At 53.8% G+C, this 19,776-nt stretch carries 18 protein-coding genes and 1 pseudogene; 17 read left to right on the forward strand and 2 right to left on the reverse strand.

The window, feature by feature from the left end; translation table 11 throughout:
- Nucleotides 1-3: 3 nt before the first annotated feature.
- The 15 genes and pseudogenes from queG to EII14_RS04410 all read left to right on the forward strand — a co-directional run.
- Entirely contained in the window at nt 4-969 is a 966-nt protein-coding gene (gene queG / locus EII14_RS04340; RefSeq protein ID WP_124931365.1) for a tRNA epoxyqueuosine(34) reductase QueG, read from the forward strand.
- Between the two features lie 754 nt (nt 970-1,723).
- The gene (locus tag EII14_RS04345; protein ID WP_124931338.1) at nt 1,724-3,016 is read left to right on the forward strand and encodes a methionine adenosyltransferase; all 1,293 of its coding nucleotides are present in this window, start codon (nt 1,724-1,726) and stop codon (nt 3,014-3,016) included.
- A 9-nt stretch (nt 3,017-3,025) separates the two neighbouring features.
- Nucleotides 3,026-3,601, forward strand: coding sequence for a TIGR00730 family Rossman fold protein (locus EII14_RS04350; RefSeq protein WP_124931339.1), 576 nt, complete (start codon nt 3,026-3,028; stop codon nt 3,599-3,601).
- A gap of 18 nt (nt 3,602-3,619) precedes the next feature.
- Nucleotides 3,620-4,630, forward strand: coding sequence for a DUF4271 domain-containing protein (locus tag EII14_RS04355; protein ID WP_124931340.1), 1,011 nt, complete (start codon nt 3,620-3,622; stop codon nt 4,628-4,630).
- Between the two features lie 28 nt (nt 4,631-4,658).
- Nucleotides 4,659-5,393 (forward strand): uroporphyrinogen-III synthase, encoded by a 735-nt coding sequence (locus EII14_RS04360; RefSeq protein WP_124931341.1) that lies wholly within the window; start codon nt 4,659-4,661, stop codon nt 5,391-5,393.
- 118 nt (nt 5,394-5,511) lie between these two features.
- Nucleotides 5,512-5,919: a ribonuclease P protein component gene (locus tag EII14_RS04365; protein WP_124931342.1), complete on the forward strand. Its 408-nt coding sequence runs from the start codon at nt 5,512-5,514 to the stop codon at nt 5,917-5,919.
- A gap of 8 nt (nt 5,920-5,927) precedes the next feature.
- Nucleotides 5,928-6,158: a membrane protein insertion efficiency factor YidD gene (gene yidD, locus EII14_RS04370; RefSeq protein WP_124931343.1), complete on the forward strand. Its 231-nt coding sequence runs from the start codon at nt 5,928-5,930 to the stop codon at nt 6,156-6,158.
- Between the two features lie 18 nt (nt 6,159-6,176).
- Nucleotides 6,177-6,746, forward strand: a complete 570-nt coding sequence (locus EII14_RS04375; protein WP_124931344.1) for a TatD family hydrolase — start codon at nt 6,177-6,179, stop codon at nt 6,744-6,746.
- A gap of 159 nt (nt 6,747-6,905) precedes the next feature.
- Complete coding sequence (locus EII14_RS04380; RefSeq protein ID WP_124931345.1) at nt 6,906-8,183, forward strand: glycosyltransferase; 1,278 nt, start codon at nt 6,906-6,908, stop codon at nt 8,181-8,183.
- A complete protein-coding gene (locus EII14_RS04385) occupies nt 8,180-8,968 on the forward strand; it encodes a glycosyltransferase family 2 protein (RefSeq protein WP_124931346.1) in 789 nt (262 codons plus the stop codon). The genes EII14_RS04380 and EII14_RS04385 overlap by 4 nt, the downstream gene beginning before the upstream one ends.
- A gap of 80 nt (nt 8,969-9,048) precedes the next feature.
- Nucleotides 9,049-9,534, forward strand: a complete 486-nt coding sequence (locus EII14_RS04390; protein WP_124931347.1) for a regulatory protein RecX — start codon at nt 9,049-9,051, stop codon at nt 9,532-9,534.
- Between the two features lie 18 nt (nt 9,535-9,552).
- Complete coding sequence (locus EII14_RS04395; RefSeq protein WP_124931348.1) at nt 9,553-10,500, forward strand: lipopolysaccharide assembly protein LapB; 948 nt, start codon at nt 9,553-9,555, stop codon at nt 10,498-10,500.
- A 64-nt stretch (nt 10,501-10,564) separates the two neighbouring features.
- Nucleotides 10,565-12,103: a glycoside hydrolase family 10 protein gene (locus EII14_RS04400; RefSeq protein WP_233569367.1), complete on the forward strand. Its 1,539-nt coding sequence runs from the start codon at nt 10,565-10,567 to the stop codon at nt 12,101-12,103.
- Complete coding sequence (locus EII14_RS04405; protein WP_158608320.1) at nt 12,018-12,947, forward strand: DUF3316 domain-containing protein; 930 nt, start codon at nt 12,018-12,020, stop codon at nt 12,945-12,947. The genes EII14_RS04400 and EII14_RS04405 overlap by 86 nt, the downstream gene beginning before the upstream one ends.
- Nucleotides 12,947-13,939 (forward strand): annotated as a pseudogene (locus EII14_RS04410) (S41 family peptidase); the annotation flags it as partial. The gene EII14_RS04405 and the pseudogene EII14_RS04410, both read left to right, overlap by 1 nt.
- A gap of 771 nt (nt 13,940-14,710) precedes the next feature.
- Here EII14_RS04410 and EII14_RS04415 read toward each other — a convergent pair.
- Nucleotides 14,711-15,631 carry a YafY family protein gene (locus EII14_RS04415; RefSeq protein ID WP_158608321.1) on the reverse strand — a complete coding sequence of 307 codons (921 nt, stop codon included), beginning with the start codon at nt 15,629-15,631 and terminating at the stop codon, nt 14,711-14,713.
- 168 nt (nt 15,632-15,799) lie between these two features.
- Here EII14_RS04415 and EII14_RS04420 point away from each other — a divergent pair, with 168 nt between their 5' ends.
- Together EII14_RS04420 and EII14_RS04425 are read left to right on the forward strand one after the other, a co-directional pair.
- On the forward strand, nt 15,800-16,198 hold the full coding sequence (locus EII14_RS04420; RefSeq protein WP_124931352.1) for an HIT family protein: 399 nt from the start codon (nt 15,800-15,802) through the stop codon (nt 16,196-16,198).
- 13 nt (nt 16,199-16,211) lie between these two features.
- The gene (locus tag EII14_RS04425; protein WP_124931353.1) at nt 16,212-18,689 is read left to right on the forward strand and encodes a glycoside hydrolase N-terminal domain-containing protein; all 2,478 of its coding nucleotides are present in this window, start codon (nt 16,212-16,214) and stop codon (nt 18,687-18,689) included.
- A gap of 273 nt (nt 18,690-18,962) precedes the next feature.
- On the opposite strand, the gene EII14_RS04430 is transcribed toward EII14_RS04425, so the two are convergent.
- Nucleotides 18,963-19,571, reverse strand: coding sequence for a septal ring lytic transglycosylase RlpA family protein (locus EII14_RS04430; RefSeq protein WP_124931354.1), 609 nt, complete (start codon nt 19,569-19,571; stop codon nt 18,963-18,965).
- Nucleotides 19,572-19,776: the final 205 nt, after the last annotated feature.

The following is a 19,776-nucleotide window of genomic DNA, read 5'->3' on the forward strand; positions in this document are numbered from 1 at the left end:
CCCATGCCGACCACGCTCTCTTCCGATTTCATAAAAGCCGAAGCTCTCCGCCTCGGCTTTTTTGCTTGCGGTCTCTCGGCGGCAGCTCCCATCGACAAACAAAGAGCGCAACGGCGCGAACGCTGGGTGGCAGAGGGTTGCCATGCCGAAATGAGCTATCTGGAACGCAACGAAGACAAACGGCGCGATCCCCGTTTGCTTGTGGAAGGAGCACAAACCGTCGTTTCGGTGGCGTTAAACTACTACACCTTCGTACCCGACACCGAACACGGCGGCGAACGCCACATTCCCATAGCGCGCTATGCCCGAGGCAGGGACTATCACGACGTGATGAAACAACGGTTGCATGCCCTGCTCCATATACTCGCAGAGAAATACGGAGAGCCGTCGCTGGCAGGTTCGCGAGCATTTGTAGACACGGCTCCCATCGACGAGCGGTATTGGGCATGGCGTTCGGGACTGGGTTGGATCGGGAAAAACACCCAACTCATCATTCCCGGTGCGGGCAGCTATTTCTTTCTCGGCGAACTCCTGCTCACTCTTCCGGCCGACAACTACGACAGCCCCATAAAAAATCGCTGCGGCACTTGCCGCCGATGCCTGACCTCCTGCCCGACACAAGCCCTGTCGGAAGAAAACGGACTTGACGCACGTCGCTGTCTGTCTTATCTGACCATAGAATATCGGGGAGAGAACCTTCCCGAAGGAACGGGGCGGAAAATGGGCAACACCTTCTACGGATGTGACAGATGTTCGGACTGCTGTCCGTGGAACAAATGGGCACGCCCCACGGCCGAAACCGACTTTCAACCCTCACAAGCACTGCTGAACATGACTTTCGAGGATTGGAAAAAACTCACCATTGAGGAATATCGAAAATTGTTTAAGGGATCGGCCGTGAAACGTGCCAAATATGAAGGATTGACGCGCAACATTCGCACACTTGCCGAAGCCGAGACAGAAGAATGAGGGGGCGACACGTTTTTTTTGCGGCATGATCCCACAAGTTTCCGAGAGAGGAATACTCGTAATAAAAACGATGACCGTTGACCGATGATCATCGCCGGAAAGATAGACGGTCGCAACTACCTCTGATTCCCTAAAAACTACCTCTGAGCCGGTAAAAACTACCTCTGAGGTAGAACATTCTTCCTCCAAGGTAATAACCTCCGGCTCCCATCGGAGTGAAAAACGGCCCCTCTCTCGCACACACACTTTATAATTGTATTTATTTCCACAAGCCTCCGCTAAAAGAAACAAAGGCAGGTTTCAACGGAGAAGCACCGACATCAAAAACAGATGCACCACAGCAAGCGTCCAAGGAGAAGAAGTTGCCTCGCGAAGATGCCGTTTTCGAGGTGCATTGCAGAACTTGTATAGACAAATAGGTTACAAACAACGAAAATCCGATAAAAAACACACAAAATATTTGGACAACACCGCAAAAGCACGTACTTTTGCACTCACAAACGAACGAGGACAGATTTGACTGCTTGCAACCTCAGAAAAAAATGCTAAAACGATAGTCGCCTTTAACCGAGAGAATTTTGATTATGTCGAAAGACACGGCGACATTCCACAGAGGCATTTTCCCATTCACTTGTCCCGTTCTGCTTTCGCTTCGGCGAGGAGCAGGATTTTTTTTATTCGTCGGGCACTTCCGTTTCTTTTCTCGCCGAGTGCAAACGACACTTTTTCATCAACCCCCAACTCACTCAACATCATGGCATACCTTTTCACATCGGAATCCGTTTCGGAAGGACATCCCGACAAAGTGGCCGACCAAATCTCCGACGCCATTCTCGACGAAATGTTGGCGTTCGACCCTCACTCGAAAGTTGCTTGCGAAACCCTCGTCACCACCGGACAGGTCGTAGTGGCCGGCGAGGTGAAGACAGAGGCTTATGTCGATCTGCAAGATGTGGTGCGTCGCACCATTCGACGCATCGGCTACACGAAAGCCGAATATAAATTCGATGCCGACAGTTGCGGTATTTTCTCCGCCATACACGAACAAAGCGAAGACATCAACCGCGGCGTGGAACGCGAAAATCCCGAAAACCAAGGAGCCGGCGATCAAGGCATGATGTTCGGATATGCCAACAACGAAACCGACCGCTACATGCCCCTCCCCTTATCATTGGCACACGACATCCTCATCGTATTGGCAGACATTCGTCGCGAAGGTAAAGAAATGACCTATCTGCGCCCCGATTCCAAGAGCCAAGTAACCGTGGAATACGACGAGAACGGACAGGCCTCGCGCATCGACACCATCGTCGTAAGCACACAGCACGACGATTTCATCTCGGCCGCAGAAGCCGGTTCGCAAGCGGCGGCCGACGAGCAGATGTTGGCACGTATTCACCACGACGTGGTCAACATCCTCATTCCCCGCGTGTTGCGCGATCGGGTCAATACGCCCCAAGTGAAGGCCTTGTTTGAAAAAGGCGAGATAAAATATCACGTTAATCCCACGGGCAAGTTTGTGATCGGCGGCCCTCACGGCGACACCGGACTGACGGGCAGAAAAATCATCGTCGACACTTATGGCGGCAAAGGGGCTCACGGAGGCGGTGCGTTTTCGGGAAAAGACCCCTCGAAAGTCGATCGTTCGGCAGCCTATGCCGCACGCCATATTGCCAAAAACATGGTGGCCGCCGGCGTGGCCGACGAAATGCTCGTGCAACTGGCCTATGCCATCGGCGTGGCCGACCCCGTAAGCGTATTTGTCGATACGTACGGCCGCAGCAAAGTTTCCATGTCCGACGGCGAAATCGCCCACAAAATACAAGAACTCTTCGATTTGCGACCGGCAGCGATCGAACGCTCCCTCAACCTGCGCCAACCGATCTACGAAGAAACCGCTCGCTACGGACACCTCGGCCGTCGCAACCGCATCGTAAAGAAAACTTTTCATCAACGCGGACAAGCCCCCAAAGCAATGGAAGTGGAACTCTTCACATGGGAAAAACTCGATCGCGTCGATGACATTCGCGCCGCTTTCGGCCTTTGATCCTCGTTTATGAACATCACCGTTTATGCTGCCTCATCGGGGCAGATACCCGAAATATATCACGATGCCGCCACCGAGCTCGGAACTCTCCTTGCCCGGCGGGGGCATACGCTGATCAATGGCGCAGGATGCACCGGACTGATGGGCGCCGCCATAGATGCCTGCATGTCGGCAGGCGGCACGAGCATCGGGGTAATTCCGCAGTTTATGATCGAACAGGAGTGGCAACACAAGGGAATGAGCGAACTCATCGTCACGCCCGACATGCACACCCGCAAAGAAACGATGGCTTCACGCAGCGACGCCTGCATCGCTTGTCCCGGAGGGGTGGGGACACTCGAAGAATTGCTCGAAGTGATCACATGGAAACAGCTCGGGCTTTACTTCAAACCGATCGTCGTGCTCAACATCGACGGATTCTACGACCCGCTCCTCGACTTGTTTGACCGCTGTGTTCGACAACGCTTCATGCGGCCGCAACATCGCGACATTTGGCAAGTGGCCGCCACGCCCGGCGAGGCCCTCCGCCTTTGCGAAGAAACACCTCTTTGGAACAGTGCCGTGCGTAAATATGCCGCACTTTAACGCATAAAACCTCTCGCCGTGACCGACTCTCTCACCATCGTATCTCCAACCGCCCTTCCGACGCAAGCCGACACGCTTGCTCCCGACGACGGTATGCAGCGAAAAAGGTCGGTCGATTTTGTTGTCTACGAAGCGGCCGACTCCGTCATGCAATCGCATTTCGGAGGAGAACCTTCCGTCTTACGGAAATTTGAAACACAGCTGCCGACGGCCGACGCTCCCGAATTTCCGCTACCGCACGACAGCACTTTCCTCGCAGGATTTCGCACCTTGTGGAACTCCCATTCACGCGACATCACATGGACACACGAATCCGTTCCCTATCGTCCGCAAGGAATTGCCGGCGATCCGGCACCCTATAAGTTTCGTACCGACGACTATGTCACGGCAGCCCTGATGCTCAGTTTTTTTCTAATGGTTTGGGTGTTAGCGTCTTCGTGGCATTTTTTGCGCACGATGTTGCGCGATTTTTTCGCTCATCGCCCTCACACCAATCTTTTCACCGATCGCGTGGGTGCTCTGAGAGGCAAATTTTTTCTCATCATGCAAACCTGCTTCTTGCAAGCCGTCATTTATTTCGACTACACGCAAGAGCAAATGCCCGATGTCTTCTACCAACTGTCGCCCTACACGCTTCTATTATCCTCCACGGTCATCATTGCCGTTTACTATTCAGTCAAAATTTTTCTCTATCGTGCAGTAAACAGCGTATTCTTTTCGTCAGAACGTAGCAAACAATGGGACAACCATTTATTCGTATCGATTCTCTCAACCGGTTGTTTATTATTACCATTGAGCTTATTGGTCGTATTTTTCGATCTGCCTTTTCGCGAAACGCAAACAACTTACATTTTGCTCATGGCGATTGTCAAAAGCCTGTTATTCTATCAGTGTTATCGCATATTTTTCAACACGTTGTTAGGCAACCTACACATAATTTTGTATTTTTGCGCTCTTGAAATAGTGCCCCTCATTTTTTTGTGGGGTTTCTTGGTAGGAGTCAGCCGCAGTTTGGTTGTTCTCGCCTAATCCCTCTGTACAATACCTTTTATAGAAGATGATCAAGAAAATTCTCGTTTCGCAACCCCAACCGACCTCCGACAAATCCCCTTACCAAGATCTCGCTCAAAAGTTCAAGGTACAATTCACTTTCAATCCATTTGTGAAAGTAGAAGGGTTGGAAGCTCGCGAATTTCGCAGTCAGAAGATCAATATTCTCGACCATAGTGCCATCGTCTTCAACTCTCTCCACGCCATTGAACATTTCTTCAATTTGTGCAAAGAGTTGCGTGTCACGCTTCCGGAAGATATGAAATACTTCGGAATCTCCGAGAAAGTCATTCTCTATATTCAAAAGTTTGTTCAGTATCGGAAGCGCAAAGTTTTCTTCGGCAGCAGCGGCCGCTGGCCGGAACTGCTCACCGTCATGGCCAAGCACAAAAACGAGAATTATCTGATTCCCCTCTCCGAAGGCGCGGCATTTGACACGGCTCCTCTGCTCGATGCCAAAAAGCTCAAACACACCGAGTGCGTCATGTTTCGCACCGTACAGACCACCTTCGAGCCGGACTACTACAAGGATTACGACATGATACTCCTTTTCACTCCCGTCGGCGTGCAGAGCTTGATCAACAATTTCCCCGACTTCCGACAGGGCGACCTCCGTTTGGGCTGCTTCGGAGACGCCACAGCCAAGGCCATCGAAGATGCAGGATTGCGGGTAGACCTCAAAGTCACCGGTTCCATCGCCGAAGGATTGGGCAATTATATCGCCGAAGCCAACAAAAAATAACAACATCTCCGAAAGACATTAGCCATCAACCCCGCCACCGCCACCTGCGGCAACGAAGGTTGATGGCTAATGCCTTTTCTCCCGGTCATCTCTTTACGTTTTTTTCCATTCACCGCCCATGCGCCACACTTTTCCCAAAGCAGAACATCTGTGTCTTCAACGCGACATCGAAGCCCTTTTCTCTCCCGGAAGATACTCACACTCGGCCTTTCCGCTTCGCATCGTCGTTCGCCCGATGCCTTACGACGGCAGTGGAACACGTGTGAAAGTACTGCTGAGCGTGTCGAAGCGCAAACTCCGACATGCCGTCGACCGCAATCGTGTCAAACGCCAAATCCGTGAGGGCTACCGTTTACAAAAAAACGATTTCATCGCCCTCCTCCCTGCCGACGTGGCACTCCACATCGCATTCATCTGGCTCTCCGACAAACCCGAAAACAGCACTTTCATCCACAAACGTCTGTTGCTCTTGCTCCAACGGACGGCCGATCGTTTCGCCAACTCCTCCACCCCTCCCACCAGCTGATTCTCCCCATGTCTTTTCTTCTGCAATGGCTGTCGCGACTGCTCATTTTCCCCATTCGCCTCTATCAGCTCTTCCTCTCTCCTCTTCTGCCGCCCTCTTGTCGCTTTCAACCCACTTGCTCTCAATATGCAATCGAGGCATTGCGCAAACACGGCCCTTTTCGCGGGCTCTATCTCGCCATTCGCCGCCTGCTGCGTTGTCATCCGTGGGGCGGACACGGACACGACCCGGTGCCTTGACCCCTTCTTTTCCTCCCAATGTCTTTTTTTGACTTCCACACCCACGATCCGAAAACGCCTCCCGGCCAAGGCATCGTCTGTCTGCCACGGCGAATCTTGCTGCATCCCGAAGAGTTTCGGCCTCATCCCGACGGTTTATATGCTGCCGGCATTCACCCGTGGTGGACGAGCGACAGCGACTTCTCCCTCCCGCTCTACCTCTCCCGACTGCACAACCTCTTGCTCTCACATCCGCAAATCGTACAAATCGGCGAATGCGGTTTCGACCGATGCCGAGGCGCACGAATCGAGGTGCAGCAACAAGTGTTTGAAGCCCAAGTCAAACTTTCCGAAACATTTTCCCGACCGATGACCCTACACATCGTTCGCTCCTTCGACCTCATTCTCGCCGCCCGAAAACACCTTCGTCCCACACAGATTTGGACAATACACGGTTTTCGCGGCCGACCGGCTTTGGCTCAACAGCTGCTTGATGCCGGCTTTCACCTCAGTTTCGGACAGCATCGCCATCCTCAATCATACGCCATCACTCCCCCCACCCGCCGACAACAGGAAACCGACAGCAACCCGGAAGAGGAACAAGTGTAGCCGACGACATAAAATCCGGCTGTAACATCCGGCCATAAAATCCGATTCCAACACCTCCGTCCGACAAATCCGGTGTTTATCTCGCGGCCGCCTTTTCGGAAGCCCACTTGGTCATTTCGACAAAACTATTTATATTTGTAGCTCATATAGCCTCCGTCCGTGGAAGTTCTCATCATCAACACCGCCGAACAAAAGGGAGGTGCGGCCATTGCCGCATCTCGTTTGCTACACGCCCTTCGCTCCGAGGGCGTTTCGGCCACTATGCTCGTTCGCGATCGTGCAACGCAATCGCCTCATGTCATCACGGCGGACAAGAAGTGGCGTGCCGCACTCAGATTTCTGTGGGAACGCATCGTCATTTGGTTGTGCAACGGTTTTTCTCGTCGAAAGCTCTTCAAGGTTTCGATTGCCAACACGGGGTTTGACATCACGCAAACGCCGGAATTTCAGCGTGCCGATGTGATTCACCTCCATTGGATCAATCAAGGTTTGCTGTCGCTCTCAGACATCCGTCGCATACTCCTTTCCGGAAAACGGGTGATTTGGACACTCCACGACATGTGGCCGATCACCGGCTGCTGCCACCATGCCTACGAGTGCTTGCGTTGGACAGACCGCTGCGGACACTGCCAACAGCTCGGCGGAAAAGTGCCTTTTTTAAGCGGGGCGTCCGATTTGTCGAATCGCACCTATCTCAAAAAGCTCTACTGTTATGCCGCCGGACACATCGACTTTGTGGCCTGCTCCGAGTGGTTGGCCGCTATGGCTCGTAAATCCCCTCTCACGCTCGGACATGGCGTACACACCATTGCCAACGCCATAGACACAGACTTCTATGCCCCTTCGTCCGAAAAAGAGAAGGTATCTTTGCGCAGTGCGCTCGACACGCAATGGGGCATCCCTCCCTCTGCGTCGATTATCCTTTTCGCCGCCGCCAAAGTGACCGACCCCATTAAAGGTTTCGACCTGCTGATTGAGGCTCTCGACCGCCATTTTTCCACCGACAACCGCGAAGCCCACCTCTTCATCGTAGGGGCGGAAGGAGAAGCCGCTGCGCGTTCCTTGTCCTTCCCCCACACCTGCCGGGGCTATGTGGACGATCCCGAAGAAATGCGCCGTTTGTTTCATGCCGCCGACGTTTTGGTCGTGGCCTCGCGTCGCGAGAACCTCCCCAACATCATTGCCGAAGCCAAAGCCTGTGCACTCCCCGTAGTGGCTTTCGGCGTAGGAGGCATTCCGCAAATGATCCGTCACCGGGAAGATGGTTTTTTGGCACAGCCCGAATCGCCCACCTCCTTGGCCGAAGGCATCGTCTTTGTGCTCGACCACCGAAATCCCCGGCAACTGGCCGATGCCGCAAGAGTCGACGCCGTGGATCATTACAGCGCGCATGCCGTTGCCCAACAACATCTTCAACTCTATCGCGAAAACAGATGATCAAATTCACCATAGCCACCGTTTGTTTCAACGCTGCAGCCTTTTTGCGCCGCACCATTCTGAGTGTCGAGGAACAAGACTACGCCAAAATCGAGCACCTCATCATTGACGGTCGCTCCAAAGACGAAACACTGGCTCAAATACACCACTATCAGGAGCGCAACTCCCATCTGCCCTCTCCTCACGAGATTGTCTGCCTTTCCGAACCCGACCAAGGGCTCTACGACGCGATGAACAAAGCCTTGCGACTGGCCACGGGCGAATACATCTTGTTTCTGAATGCCGGCGATAAATTTCACTGCCCTTCCACCCTTTCGCAAATCGCACAATTATTGTCCGAAGGGCATTATGATTCAGCCCATCTCCCTGCCGTGATTTATGGCGACACCCACCTCGTCGATGACGAAGGCCGCTTTTTGCGCCGTCGCCGTCTGTCGCCGCCCGAACGCCTCAACTGGCGGTCTTTCCGCCACGGCATGCTGGTGTGTCATCAGGCATTTTTCGCACGCACCGATCTTGCCCGGATGAACACTTATGACCTTTCCTATCGTTTTTCGGCCGATTTCGATTGGTGCATCCGCATTTTGCGAACAGCTCACGGGCATCGCCTACCGCTCCTCAACACCCACCTCGTCATAGCCGACTACCTATCGGAAGGCATGACCACACGCCACCACAAAGATTCGCTTCGAGAACGTTTCCACATCATGTGCAAACACTATGGTTTTCTCCCCACCCTCTTGCAACACGCTTGGTTTGTGGTGAGGGCATTGCTGAAAAAATAGTTTGTTCATCTTGTGTGCGCAACCCGTCTTGCGGAAACCGCCGACACTTCTCGTCGCTCTCCGACACTCCCCATTCTCTCATGAAGATCACCGATTTCAACACCGCCTTTCAGTGGGCATCCTCACGCTGTGCACGCCGTGAAACCTGCCGCAAAGACATCGAGACGAAACTCCGCGACACGGAGCTGCCGGCCTCGGTTGCGGAAGCTGTGGTGGAACGTTTGGAAAGCGAGGGCTTCATCGATCAAGCCCGCTTTGCACGCGCCTTTGTACACGACAAGTTTGAATACGACCGCTGGGGACGGCTGAAAATCGCACAGGCACTCCGTCTGAAAGGCATCGACCGAAAAGACATTGAGTCTGCACTGGCCGAAACCATCGACGAAGAGCAATACGCCGAAACCTTGCGCCGCCTGCTCCGCTCCAAGCAACAAACGCTCCGCTTCAATCCCGACGACAAACGCGAAGCCTATGCCGCGTCGCAAAAGCTGCTTCGCTTCGCCGCATCGAGAGGTTTTGAGCCTCATCTCGTTTTTGAAGCTGTCGAACAGTTGTCCGACGAATAACTTTCTCGCTCTCTTTTTATGAAACCTCTCCTCACCCTTCTCTTTCTCCTCATCTCGATGACGAGTGCCTTTTCTCAGACCGCCATTGACTTGAAAACGGGCAAAGTGCATGCCTCGAAACTTGACGTGTCCCCTCTCCACAAAACACGCATCCAAGCCCGCGACCGCGCCCTTGCCCTACGAGATTCGTTGGAATACGGCGAGTGTATCGGGCGAGCGTTCGACCTTCTTCTGCTCGACTCCCTTTCTGTTGCCCAGCAACATGTTGAACGCGCCTTGAAACTGCGCCCCGATGCCCCCGGCAACCACATTTTGCGCCACATTTTGGGAAAGATTTTTTGGGCGAGAAGACAACACAAAGATGCCATTCGCTGTTTTTCGGAGATTTTAGACGAACATCCCGAAGACATCGCCTTGCGCTTCGATCGTGCAACGGTCTACTACGAAGCTCGCCAATTTTCCGCCCTGCTCGACGACTGCACCGCCCTGCTCTCCCAAATCACACCGGCCGACACCGCGCACCGCAAACGTGCGCTCTATTTGAAAAGTGCCGCCCACTCCCACCTCTCGCAACACACACAGGAATTGCAAGCCCTTTCCGAGATAGTCGACATGTCGCCCTTTGAAGAATCGGCGGAAGTGCTCTCGGCCTTGGCTTTGAGGAAACTCGAAAGACAAGAAGAGGCCGTGGCACGGCTTAATCTTCTCCTCCAACGCTGTCCGCGCTCCGTTGAAGCCCTTATGGCTCGTGCCTCCTGCGAGAAAGACGCCGAACGATGGGACGCCGCACGCGACGACTATGATCAGGTCATCGAGATCGCTCCCCAACATGCCGAAGCCTACGTCGAACGTGCCGCCGTCCTCCTCCGCCTCGGATTGAAACACGCCGCACGCAAAGATCTCGAAAAAGCACAACAACTCGGCACGCCCTACGCCGAACTGAAATCGCTTTTCGAGAAATTTTGATCATCCCTTCCTCTCTTCGCTCCCTCATCTTCATTCATCTCTTCAACCTTTTCCGTTCCCAAAGATGCACAAGGCTCTTCTTTTGTTTTCGATGTTCTGCTTGGCTTGGTTTCAAACACAAGCTTCTTCCCTCTTCCCCGACAAGTGGCCGCTGCACTCAACCGACCGCGAATATCGCGCCGTCTGGTTTTGTACGCTCGGCGGCATGGATTGGCCGGGCAACCTGTATGCCCAAACGGAATATAAAGCCGAAATTCAGCGCGCAGCCCTTCGAGCCGCCTTCGACCGTTTGAAGGCCGCCGGCATCAACACCATTTTGTTTCAGGCGCGCATTCGTTCCACCACGGCCTACCCCTCGCAATATGAGCCTTGGGACGGTGCATTTTCCGGCACGCCGGGCGTAGCCCCTCCTTATGACGTGTTGCAATTTGCCATAGAAGAAGCTCATCTTCGCGGCATGGAGCTTCACGCCTACCTCGTGGTCTATCCCATTTGTTCCGTGGCACAAGCCCGGCAGTTGGGTCGCCAAGCCCTTCCGGTGCGTCGCCCCGACTTATGCGTCAAGTGCGGCGACCGCTGGATGATGGATCCCGGAGTGCCCGAAACGGCAGAATATATCGCCGGCCTCTGTCGGGAAATTTTGGAACGCTATGAGGTGGACGGCATTCATTTGGACTACATCCGCTATCCGGAAAAAGAAATCCCCTTCAACGATGCCCGAACCTATGCCCGATATGGGAAAGGAACGTCCAAAGAACAATGGCGGCGCGACAATGTGACGCGCACCGTGCGCCTCGTTCACGAAACCATTCGCAGCATTCGCCCTTGGGTGCGCCTGACGTGCTCGCCATTGGGAAAATACGCCGATCTTCCACGTCAGACCTCGCGCGGCTGGAACGCCCGCAATACCGTTTCGCAAGACGCACAACTGTGGTTGCGAGAGGGGTGGATGGACGCACTCTTCCCTATGATGTATTTCGACAACGAGCATTTCTACCCCTTCGCCATGAACTGGTTGCAAGAATCCCACGGACGCCCCGTGGTGCCCGGCTTGGGCATCTATTTTCTTTCGCCCTCACAAAAAGATTGGGACGTCGTGCGCATTCTTCGACAGATGAATTTTCTGCGCAGCCACGGTTTGTCGGGGCATGCCTTCTTTCGCAGTCGCTTCCTGTTGGAAAACCACAAAGGCATTCTCGACATCACACGCGATTTCTATGCCCGACCGGCACTGACGCCCGCCATGACGTGGGCAGACAGCGTTCCGCCCTCGGCTCCCGACTTCAACGTTTCGATCGAGGGTCGCACGCTCCGCTTTCGTTGGGCGGCGGTGGCCGATGCCACTCCCGTTTCCTACAACATCTATCGCTCGTCGCCCGAAGGTGCGGAATTGGTGGCGGCGCGCCTCCGCGGCACAACACACGACTATACGCCCGCACTCCCACGACATCTCCACGACAACTACGTCGTGGTGGCCATGGACGCCTATGGCAACGAATCGAAAATATCTTCTTCGCATGAAAAAAAAGCTGTTTCTTCTCTTTCTCGTTGGGTGGAGTATCCTTCCGCTTTCGGCCAACCGACTCGCAGAAAACGCAGATAGCCTTTTCATCGAGCCTTCTCGACAATCGGCAGACACGACCTGCCTGCCTTTCTTCAATGTATTCGGCGAGGTGATGCGAAGCGAGCGGCCTCATCGGGTTCATCGCCACACACACCTCGGTGGAATCGGCCGAAACCACCTTTACGACAATTATCTTTCGCCGCTCGATTATACCGGTTTCACCGCAGGCTACGTTTTTCTCGCCGAAAGCCCGACTCACGATGAAACCGCACGAATTTCGATTTTGAAGTTGGTAGGGCTGAACCTCACCTCGGCAAAAAACCCCAAGAAAAACGGCGAATTCATCGACATGGAGCTTGAAGCCGCTTTCGGCTGTCATTTCAACCGGACATGGTCGAATTCATCGGGCGGTGGCAATCAAAACGGGCGTCTGCGTGTGGCTTTAGGAGGTTTGGCCGGTTTGCATTTGGGCGGAACATACAGTTCGCGCAACGGCAACAACCCGGCACAAGGCCGTCTTGCCGCCGATCTCTCCTTTTCTTCGATTGCAGAATATGGTTTCCGACTTTGGCAACAGCGATGGCTGTGGCGCACACAGCTCGATCTGCCTTTGGCGGGAGTGATGTTTTCGCCACAATACGGCCAAACCTATTATGAGATCTTTGAACTCGGACACACCAACCACAACGTCTGCCTCACCTACTTCGGCAACGCTCCCTCGATGCGTGCGCTGTCTACGCTTTCCCTTCCTTTCGGGCGAAACAGGTTGTCGGTCGGCATTCATCTCAACTACCGCCAAAGTCATCTCAATCATTTGAAACGACACGCTTGGAACTCCATGTTTGTTTTGGGCTACACTCGCACCTTTAAGTTTTTCGACTGATGAAACGGATTTCCCTTGCATTTTTCAGCTTGCTTTTTGCGATTTCATCGTGCATCACCTCCGATGAATTCGAGGTTTCTCCGCGTGGCGATTTCGAAGCCTTGTGGAAAATCATCGACGAGCGATATTGCTTCTTCGACTTCAAACGCGAAGAATACGGTTTGGACTGGCAGGAAGTGCACAATCGCTATTCGCACCGAGTGCACAATTCTCTTTCCGAACGTGCCCTCTTTCAAATCCTTGCCAAAATGACGCGCGAACTGCGTGATGGGCACGTCAATCTTCGTACTCCGTTTGATGTGGGACGCTACGCCGAATGGTACGAATCCTATCCTTCAAATTACAGCGACTCGCTCGAACGAAAATATCTCGGCACGGCCTTGCAACACCAAATTGCCGGAAATTTGAAATACAGGGTGCTGCGCAACAACGTGGGCTATGTGCGCTGTGCCAGTTTCATGAACGACATCGGCGAGGGCAATCTCCATGAGGTCATGCTCTATCTTTCGGCTTGCGACGGCCTGATCATCGACGTGCGCCACAACGGAGGCGGACGGTTGTCGGCCGCCATGGATTTGGCCTCCTCTTTTTGCAATGCCCCGCTCGTTGTGGGCTACATCAGCCACAAAACCGGCACCGGGCATGCCGATTTCTCTTCGCCCAAGGCCATCACGCTGAAACCGGCAAAAGGATTGCGTTGGCAAAAGCCCGTGGTGGTTTTGGCCAATCGGCGCACATACAGTGCGGCCAACGCCTTTGTCATGTTTATGAAAGCATTGCCCAATGTAACCTTTGTGGGCGATCGGACGGGAGGCGGTTCGGGCATGCCGTTCAGTTCGGAGCTGCCGGGCGGTTGGAGCATTCGTTTCTCGGCAAGCCCGATTTACGACCGCCACATGCAACACACCGAATTTGGCATTGAGCCGGATCAAAAAATATCCATTTCATCGGCAGATTTCAGTAGGGGCATCGACACCATTTTGGAGTGCGCCATATCGATGCTTGCCAAAGAAGCCCATTCATCGAACAAAGCAAAATTCGAGGAAGACATCGAAAAAACGACGGTTTCATCGAACGAAGACCACAGAACTCCCACACAGCGCACCCTCCGCGGCCGAACGGTGGAGAACATCGTGAAAGCCTCATTGAGCCACGACGAGAACCTCCCAAAGGGCGGAAGTCGAAAAAGCGTCGGACAATAAAACCGACGCCGACCGATGAGGGTTGCCCTTTTCGGGCGATTTATTCCCCATAATTTTGTTTTTTTGCCGTTTTGCCTCCGCTAAAACATCTATCCTGCTGACCAAGAGCAAGTTTCGTGCGAAGGCAAGTGAAGGCAAAGCTCCCGGCACTTTCTTAATTCCTTGAAAATCAACACATATACGGTGAAGGCAAAATGAGGGTTTTGCCTTCACTTGCTTTCACGGTCGTGGTGCGCAGAAATGCCATTTTCCAAGGCGGTGAAAGCAAAAAAGAGCAACAACAAACTGATTTTCAAAAGTTTGAAAAAGAGATTTTCATTTTGCCTTCACTTGCCTTCACTGAAAACAAACTGGCAGTCAGCACTTTGACCCGTTTTGCGAAGGCAGCGGAGGCAAAATTCAAACACAAGTGTACGCGCGTGCGCGCGAGAGGAGGCGTTTCGGCATGCCAACGGGGAGCAGATTGTACAACCTTGGGGATAGAAAGATTTACCTTTGAGGTAGAAAAAATTATCTCAAAGGTAGAAAATTCTATTCGTTACCTTTTTTCATCCGCTCGGCTTAGTGCACTTCCACCGACAGCGGCCGTTGCAGCCGTGCCTGCATGGTTGTGCGCAGATAGTGCTCGAAATCGGGCGAATCGACGACTTCGATGTCTTCCATGAGACCGAGCACAAACCGCCCCACTCCCTTCATCGAGCAAAACTCGGCATTGAGCAACCAATGTTCACTGTCTGTCGGCGAAAGAAAGGCGTCGGCCTGCGGATACTCCTCCAACAACACCGACTTGGCCAGCAAACCCAGCCGAAGCCGTATGCGCGTGCGCTCCTCGCCGCTGAAATGAAACAGATCGACGTAGAGCGGTTTGTGGCGGTCGGCGTGATCCCAGCGCAAATCGAGCAAAACCACCTCGTCCGCTCGCGAGAGATTGAAGGTTTTGTTCATTTCCGACGACACCTCGTAGCACCTCACCTCTCTGTTGCCCGGCAGGAAAGAATAGGGTTCGACGATGCGGTCGCGCTTTCGGCGGCTGTGGGGCGAGGCATATCCGCGCAGCAAAACAACACGCTGCTGACGAATGGCTTCAAAGACGGCACGAATGTTGGCACCGGCGGTTTCATCGACATCGTGGGGAATGAGGACACCTCCGTCGTGGATGCGAGCCAACTTTTCGCGCAATCGGGTCACTTGTGCCGAACGGGTCTTAACGGAGGTGAGGATTTGCGCAAGGGTCACCACCTCATCGGGAGAGAAATGCAAACGTGCACTGACTGCTTCCAAAAACGGTGCTTCGGGCGAAAGCCGATAGCGACGACCGCGCTTTTCGAGAGGAAGCCCGACATCGGGGAAGCGGACGAGGTTGCGATAGACCGTGCGAGGATGCAGGCCGGTGCGGTCGGCCATTTCGGAAACGGTGAGAAAGCGGCCTTGTGCCAAAAGGGTGATCAGGCGGAGCTGATAGGCGAGTTTTTCATATTCCATCTTGGATGCAAAACTACAAATTATTCTCGGGGCATCGCAGCGGACTTTCCGTTTTTTCATCGAAGAGAGTCGAATGCGTGAAAAATGACAACAAATTCGAGCCGTAAGGTTTCTTTATCCTCTTTCTTTTGCTTATATTCGCGTCATATAACCCCCAAAAACGCGCTTATGTCTATTTTCAGCAAAATCGCCGCAGGAGAAATCCCCTCCTACAAATGTGCGGAAAGCGAACGCTTTTATGCTTTTCTCGACATCAATCCCGTGGCCAAAGGACACGTTCTCGTCATTCCCCGTCAGGAAACCGACTATATCTTCGACCTCGACGACGCCACACTCGCCGAAATGCACATTTTCGCCAAACGCGTGGCCAAATCGCTCGAAACCGTCGTGCCCTGCCGCAAGGTGGGAATGGCCGTGATCGGGCTCGAAGTGCCTCACGCACACATTCACCTCATTCCCATTCGCGAGGAGAGCGACATGGATTTCCGAAAACCCAAACTTCAACTCGCCGCCGAAGAGATGAAAGCTCTCGCCGAGGCGATTTACACTCATTTCAACGCACAATAAGCCTATCGACTTTATGCGAAAACAACTTCTCACCTCTTTTCTCTCCGTCGCCGCAATGGCGGCTTTTGCCCAAGTGCCGGCCGGACACACCATTTGGCTCGACACCCCCTCTTCGCTCAAAGGAGCATCCGTATGGTTCGGCGGACAGCCCGAAAAGTTCAATGCGCAAAACAAGCCCGTTTCGGCCGGCGACGGAGCACGCAATCCCGACCAAGAATGGGAACGGCGATCGATGCCGATCGGCAACGGCAGCTTGGGAGCCAACGTGCTGGGGTCGGTGACGACAGAGCGCATCACACTCAACGAAAAAACACTCTGGCGCGGCGGGCCGGGCGTGAAAGGAGGTGCTGCCCACTATTGGGACACCAACAAGCAGAGCGCACACGTGTTGAAAGAAATACGCCGTGCCTTCACCGACGGAGATTGGGACAAGGCCGCACGGCTCACACAAGACAACTTCAACGGAAAAGCGGCCTATAATGCCCGCGGAGAAGAGAGCTTCCGCTTCGGTTCGTTCACCACGATGGGCGAATTGCTCATCGGCACCGGCATCGAAGAGAGCGGCGTGAGCCGATATGTACGCGCGCTTTCGGTAGACTCGGCTTTTGCGACGGTCAATTTCACCGCGGCCGACGGCACTCGCTACGAGCGGCGGTCTTTTGCTTCCTATCCCGACAATGTCATCGCCATCCGTTTCTCGGCCTCACGACCCGGTCGGCAAAACCTGTCTTTGTCTTATTCGCCCAATCCCTGCGCCGAGGGTATGATCAGTGCCGAGGGCGACAACGGCCTGGTGTATCGCGCCAAACTCGACAACAACGGCATGGCCTTTGTGGTGCGCCTGCGGGCTATCGCGAAAGGGGGACACCTCTCCAACGCCAACGGCCGATTGACCGTTTCGGGAGCCGATGAAGTGCTCTTTCTCCTCACCGCCGACACGGATTATCGCATCAACTACAATCCCGACTTCACCGACGACAAGGCCTATGTCGGCACCAATCCCGACGCCACGACCGAACAATGGATGAAGCGTGCCGCCCACAAAAGCTACGACAAGCTCTTTGCCGCACACCTCAAAGACTATCACGCCCTCTATCGCCGCGTCCGTCTTGATCTGGCCGCACAGCCCAATGCCTTGCCGACAGACCGACGACTGGAAGCCTATCGAAAAGGCGCGATTGACAGAGGGCTTGAAGAACTCTATTTTCAATTCGGACGCTATCTGCTGATCGCATCCTCGCGCCCCGGCAACCTGCCGGCCAATCTGCAAGGCATTTGGCACAACAACGTCGATGGGCCGTGGAGAGTGGACTATCACAACAACATCAATCTCCAAATGAACTACTGGCCGGCACTCACCACCGCCCTGCCGGAGTGTACCGAACCGCTCACCGATTTCATCAACACGCTTCGCAAACCCGGTGCCGTAACGGCCAAAAGCTATTTCAACGCCCGCGGCTGGATGGCCGGAATCAGCGGAAACCCGTTCGGCTTCACCGCGCCGCTGCGCGACAAAGATATGTCGTGGAACTACAACCCCGTGGCTGCGCATTGGCTCGCCACGCACCTGTGGGAGTACTATGAGTTTACGCGCGACAAGAAGTTTCTTCGCGAAGTGGCCTACCCCGTACTCAAAGAGTGCGCACAGTTTTCAGAAGATTTTCTGTGGCAAAAGGCCGACGGCACTCTGACCGCCGCACCCTCCACTTCGCCCGAACACGGCCCCGTCGATGAGGGAACGACGTTCACCCACGGCGTAATACGCGAAAACCTGCTGCAAGCCATTTCGGCCGCCGACGCACTCGGAGTGGACGAAAGGGATGTGGCCACTTGGATGGACATTCTCAACCGTTTGCTGCCCTACAAAATCGGACGCTACGGGCAGCTCATGGAATGGAGCACGGACATCGACGACCCGAAATCTTCGCACAGACACGTCAATCATCTGTTCGGGCTTCATCCGGGATCGACGATTTCACCGCTCACCACTCCCGAACTGGCCGAAGCCTCGCGCGTGGTGCTCAATCATCGCGGCGACGGAGCAACGGGTTGGTCTATGGGCTGGAAACTCAATCAATGGGCACGACTGCACGACGGCAACAGAAGCTATAAACTCTTTGCCAATTTGCTGAAAGACGGCACCGCCGACAATCTTTGGGATATGCACCCACCCTTTCAAATCGACGGAAACTTCGGCGGCACGGCCGGCATTGCCGAGATGCTCCTGCAAAGTCATGCCGGCTGCCTGCACCTGCTCCCCTCCCTGCCCGATGCTTGGGCAAACGGCTGTGTGAGCGGTCTGCGTGCGCGTGGGGCATTTGTGGTCGATATGACATGGAGCAACGGTAAGCTGAGCAGCGTCAGCGTGACCTCGCTGGCCGGCGAAGATTGTACTTTGCGCTATGGAGAAAAGACCATCGTCATACCGACAAAAAAGGGCAAGACCTATCGCTTCAAACCATACGGCAACACGCTGAAAGTCGTTTCTTGAAAAACGCCTCGTTCTTGGGCGGAGTTTGCCTCAAAGGACACTGCCCAACTCCTCAAAACAGCCCGCCCCTTCAAAACACCCAACTCCACGCACATAATAATCTGATAATCAATTTTCATATTTTAGTGACGGCGTAGTTTTGCAGCGGTTTCAAAACCGCCCGCTCAAAACAAGTGAGATCGAAAAACACAACAAAGGGATGCCTCCTCGGAAGCATCCCTTTGTTGTTGGAAGTGATCGAACAAGCCCGAACGGAGATCTTGGACGATCTTGTTATTTCTTCTGCGCCGCGGCCATGGAGCGTTGCGGTTGCACGCGATAGCGTGGTTGCTCCTTCTTGGCTACGAAATTTTCGCTTTGTTTCGCGACATTGTTTTTGGCCATTTCTCGACGATGATTGGCGCGTTGCTGCCATTCGGTCATCGTGAAGTAGCGTCCCGTCATCGGATCCAAAAGTTGGAGTTCGGGAAGTGCAGGAGTTTCTTCAGCTTGTCCCTTTTCGGAATCTTTCGGGATGAAGCCAACCTTGGTGATTTCCACTTTGGCCACTCCGACGCGAATCATGTCAATTTCTTTGGCAGCGGCTTTGGAAAGGTCAATCACGGTGTTGCGGCGGAAAGGGCCGCGGTCGGTCACTCTCACCACGACTTCTTTGCCGTTTTTCGGATTGCGCACATGGAGCAGTGTGCCAAAAGGCAGCGTGCGGTGTGCACAAGTCAAAGAGTCTTGATTGAAGATTGAACCATCGGCGGCACGGCGGCCATGCCATTTGTCGCCGTAGTAAGTGGCGTTGCCCACTTTCGTCGTTTCGTTCTGTGCCACTGACAGTTTGGCAAAAGCCAAAACTGCAATCGAACAGAGGAAAAGAGTTTTAAAAGTCATTATAATTTGATTTCCGACAAGGTGGCGACGAGAACGCATTCCACGCTCTATCGGCCTGCACTCAAAAAATGAGGAGTCGTTGTCGCAACAGGACTTTCGACTCGGCCTTGCCATATTAGCGTCGGCAAAGGTACTACATCAAAAAAGCGGCAGCAACCTTTTCTGCAACATAATCAGGGTTTTAACTTTTATACCCATAGCTTTT

It is taken from the genome of Alloprevotella sp. OH1205_COT-284 (assembly GCF_003859795.1).
Lineage (GTDB): Bacteria > Bacteroidota > Bacteroidia > Bacteroidales > Bacteroidaceae > Alloprevotella.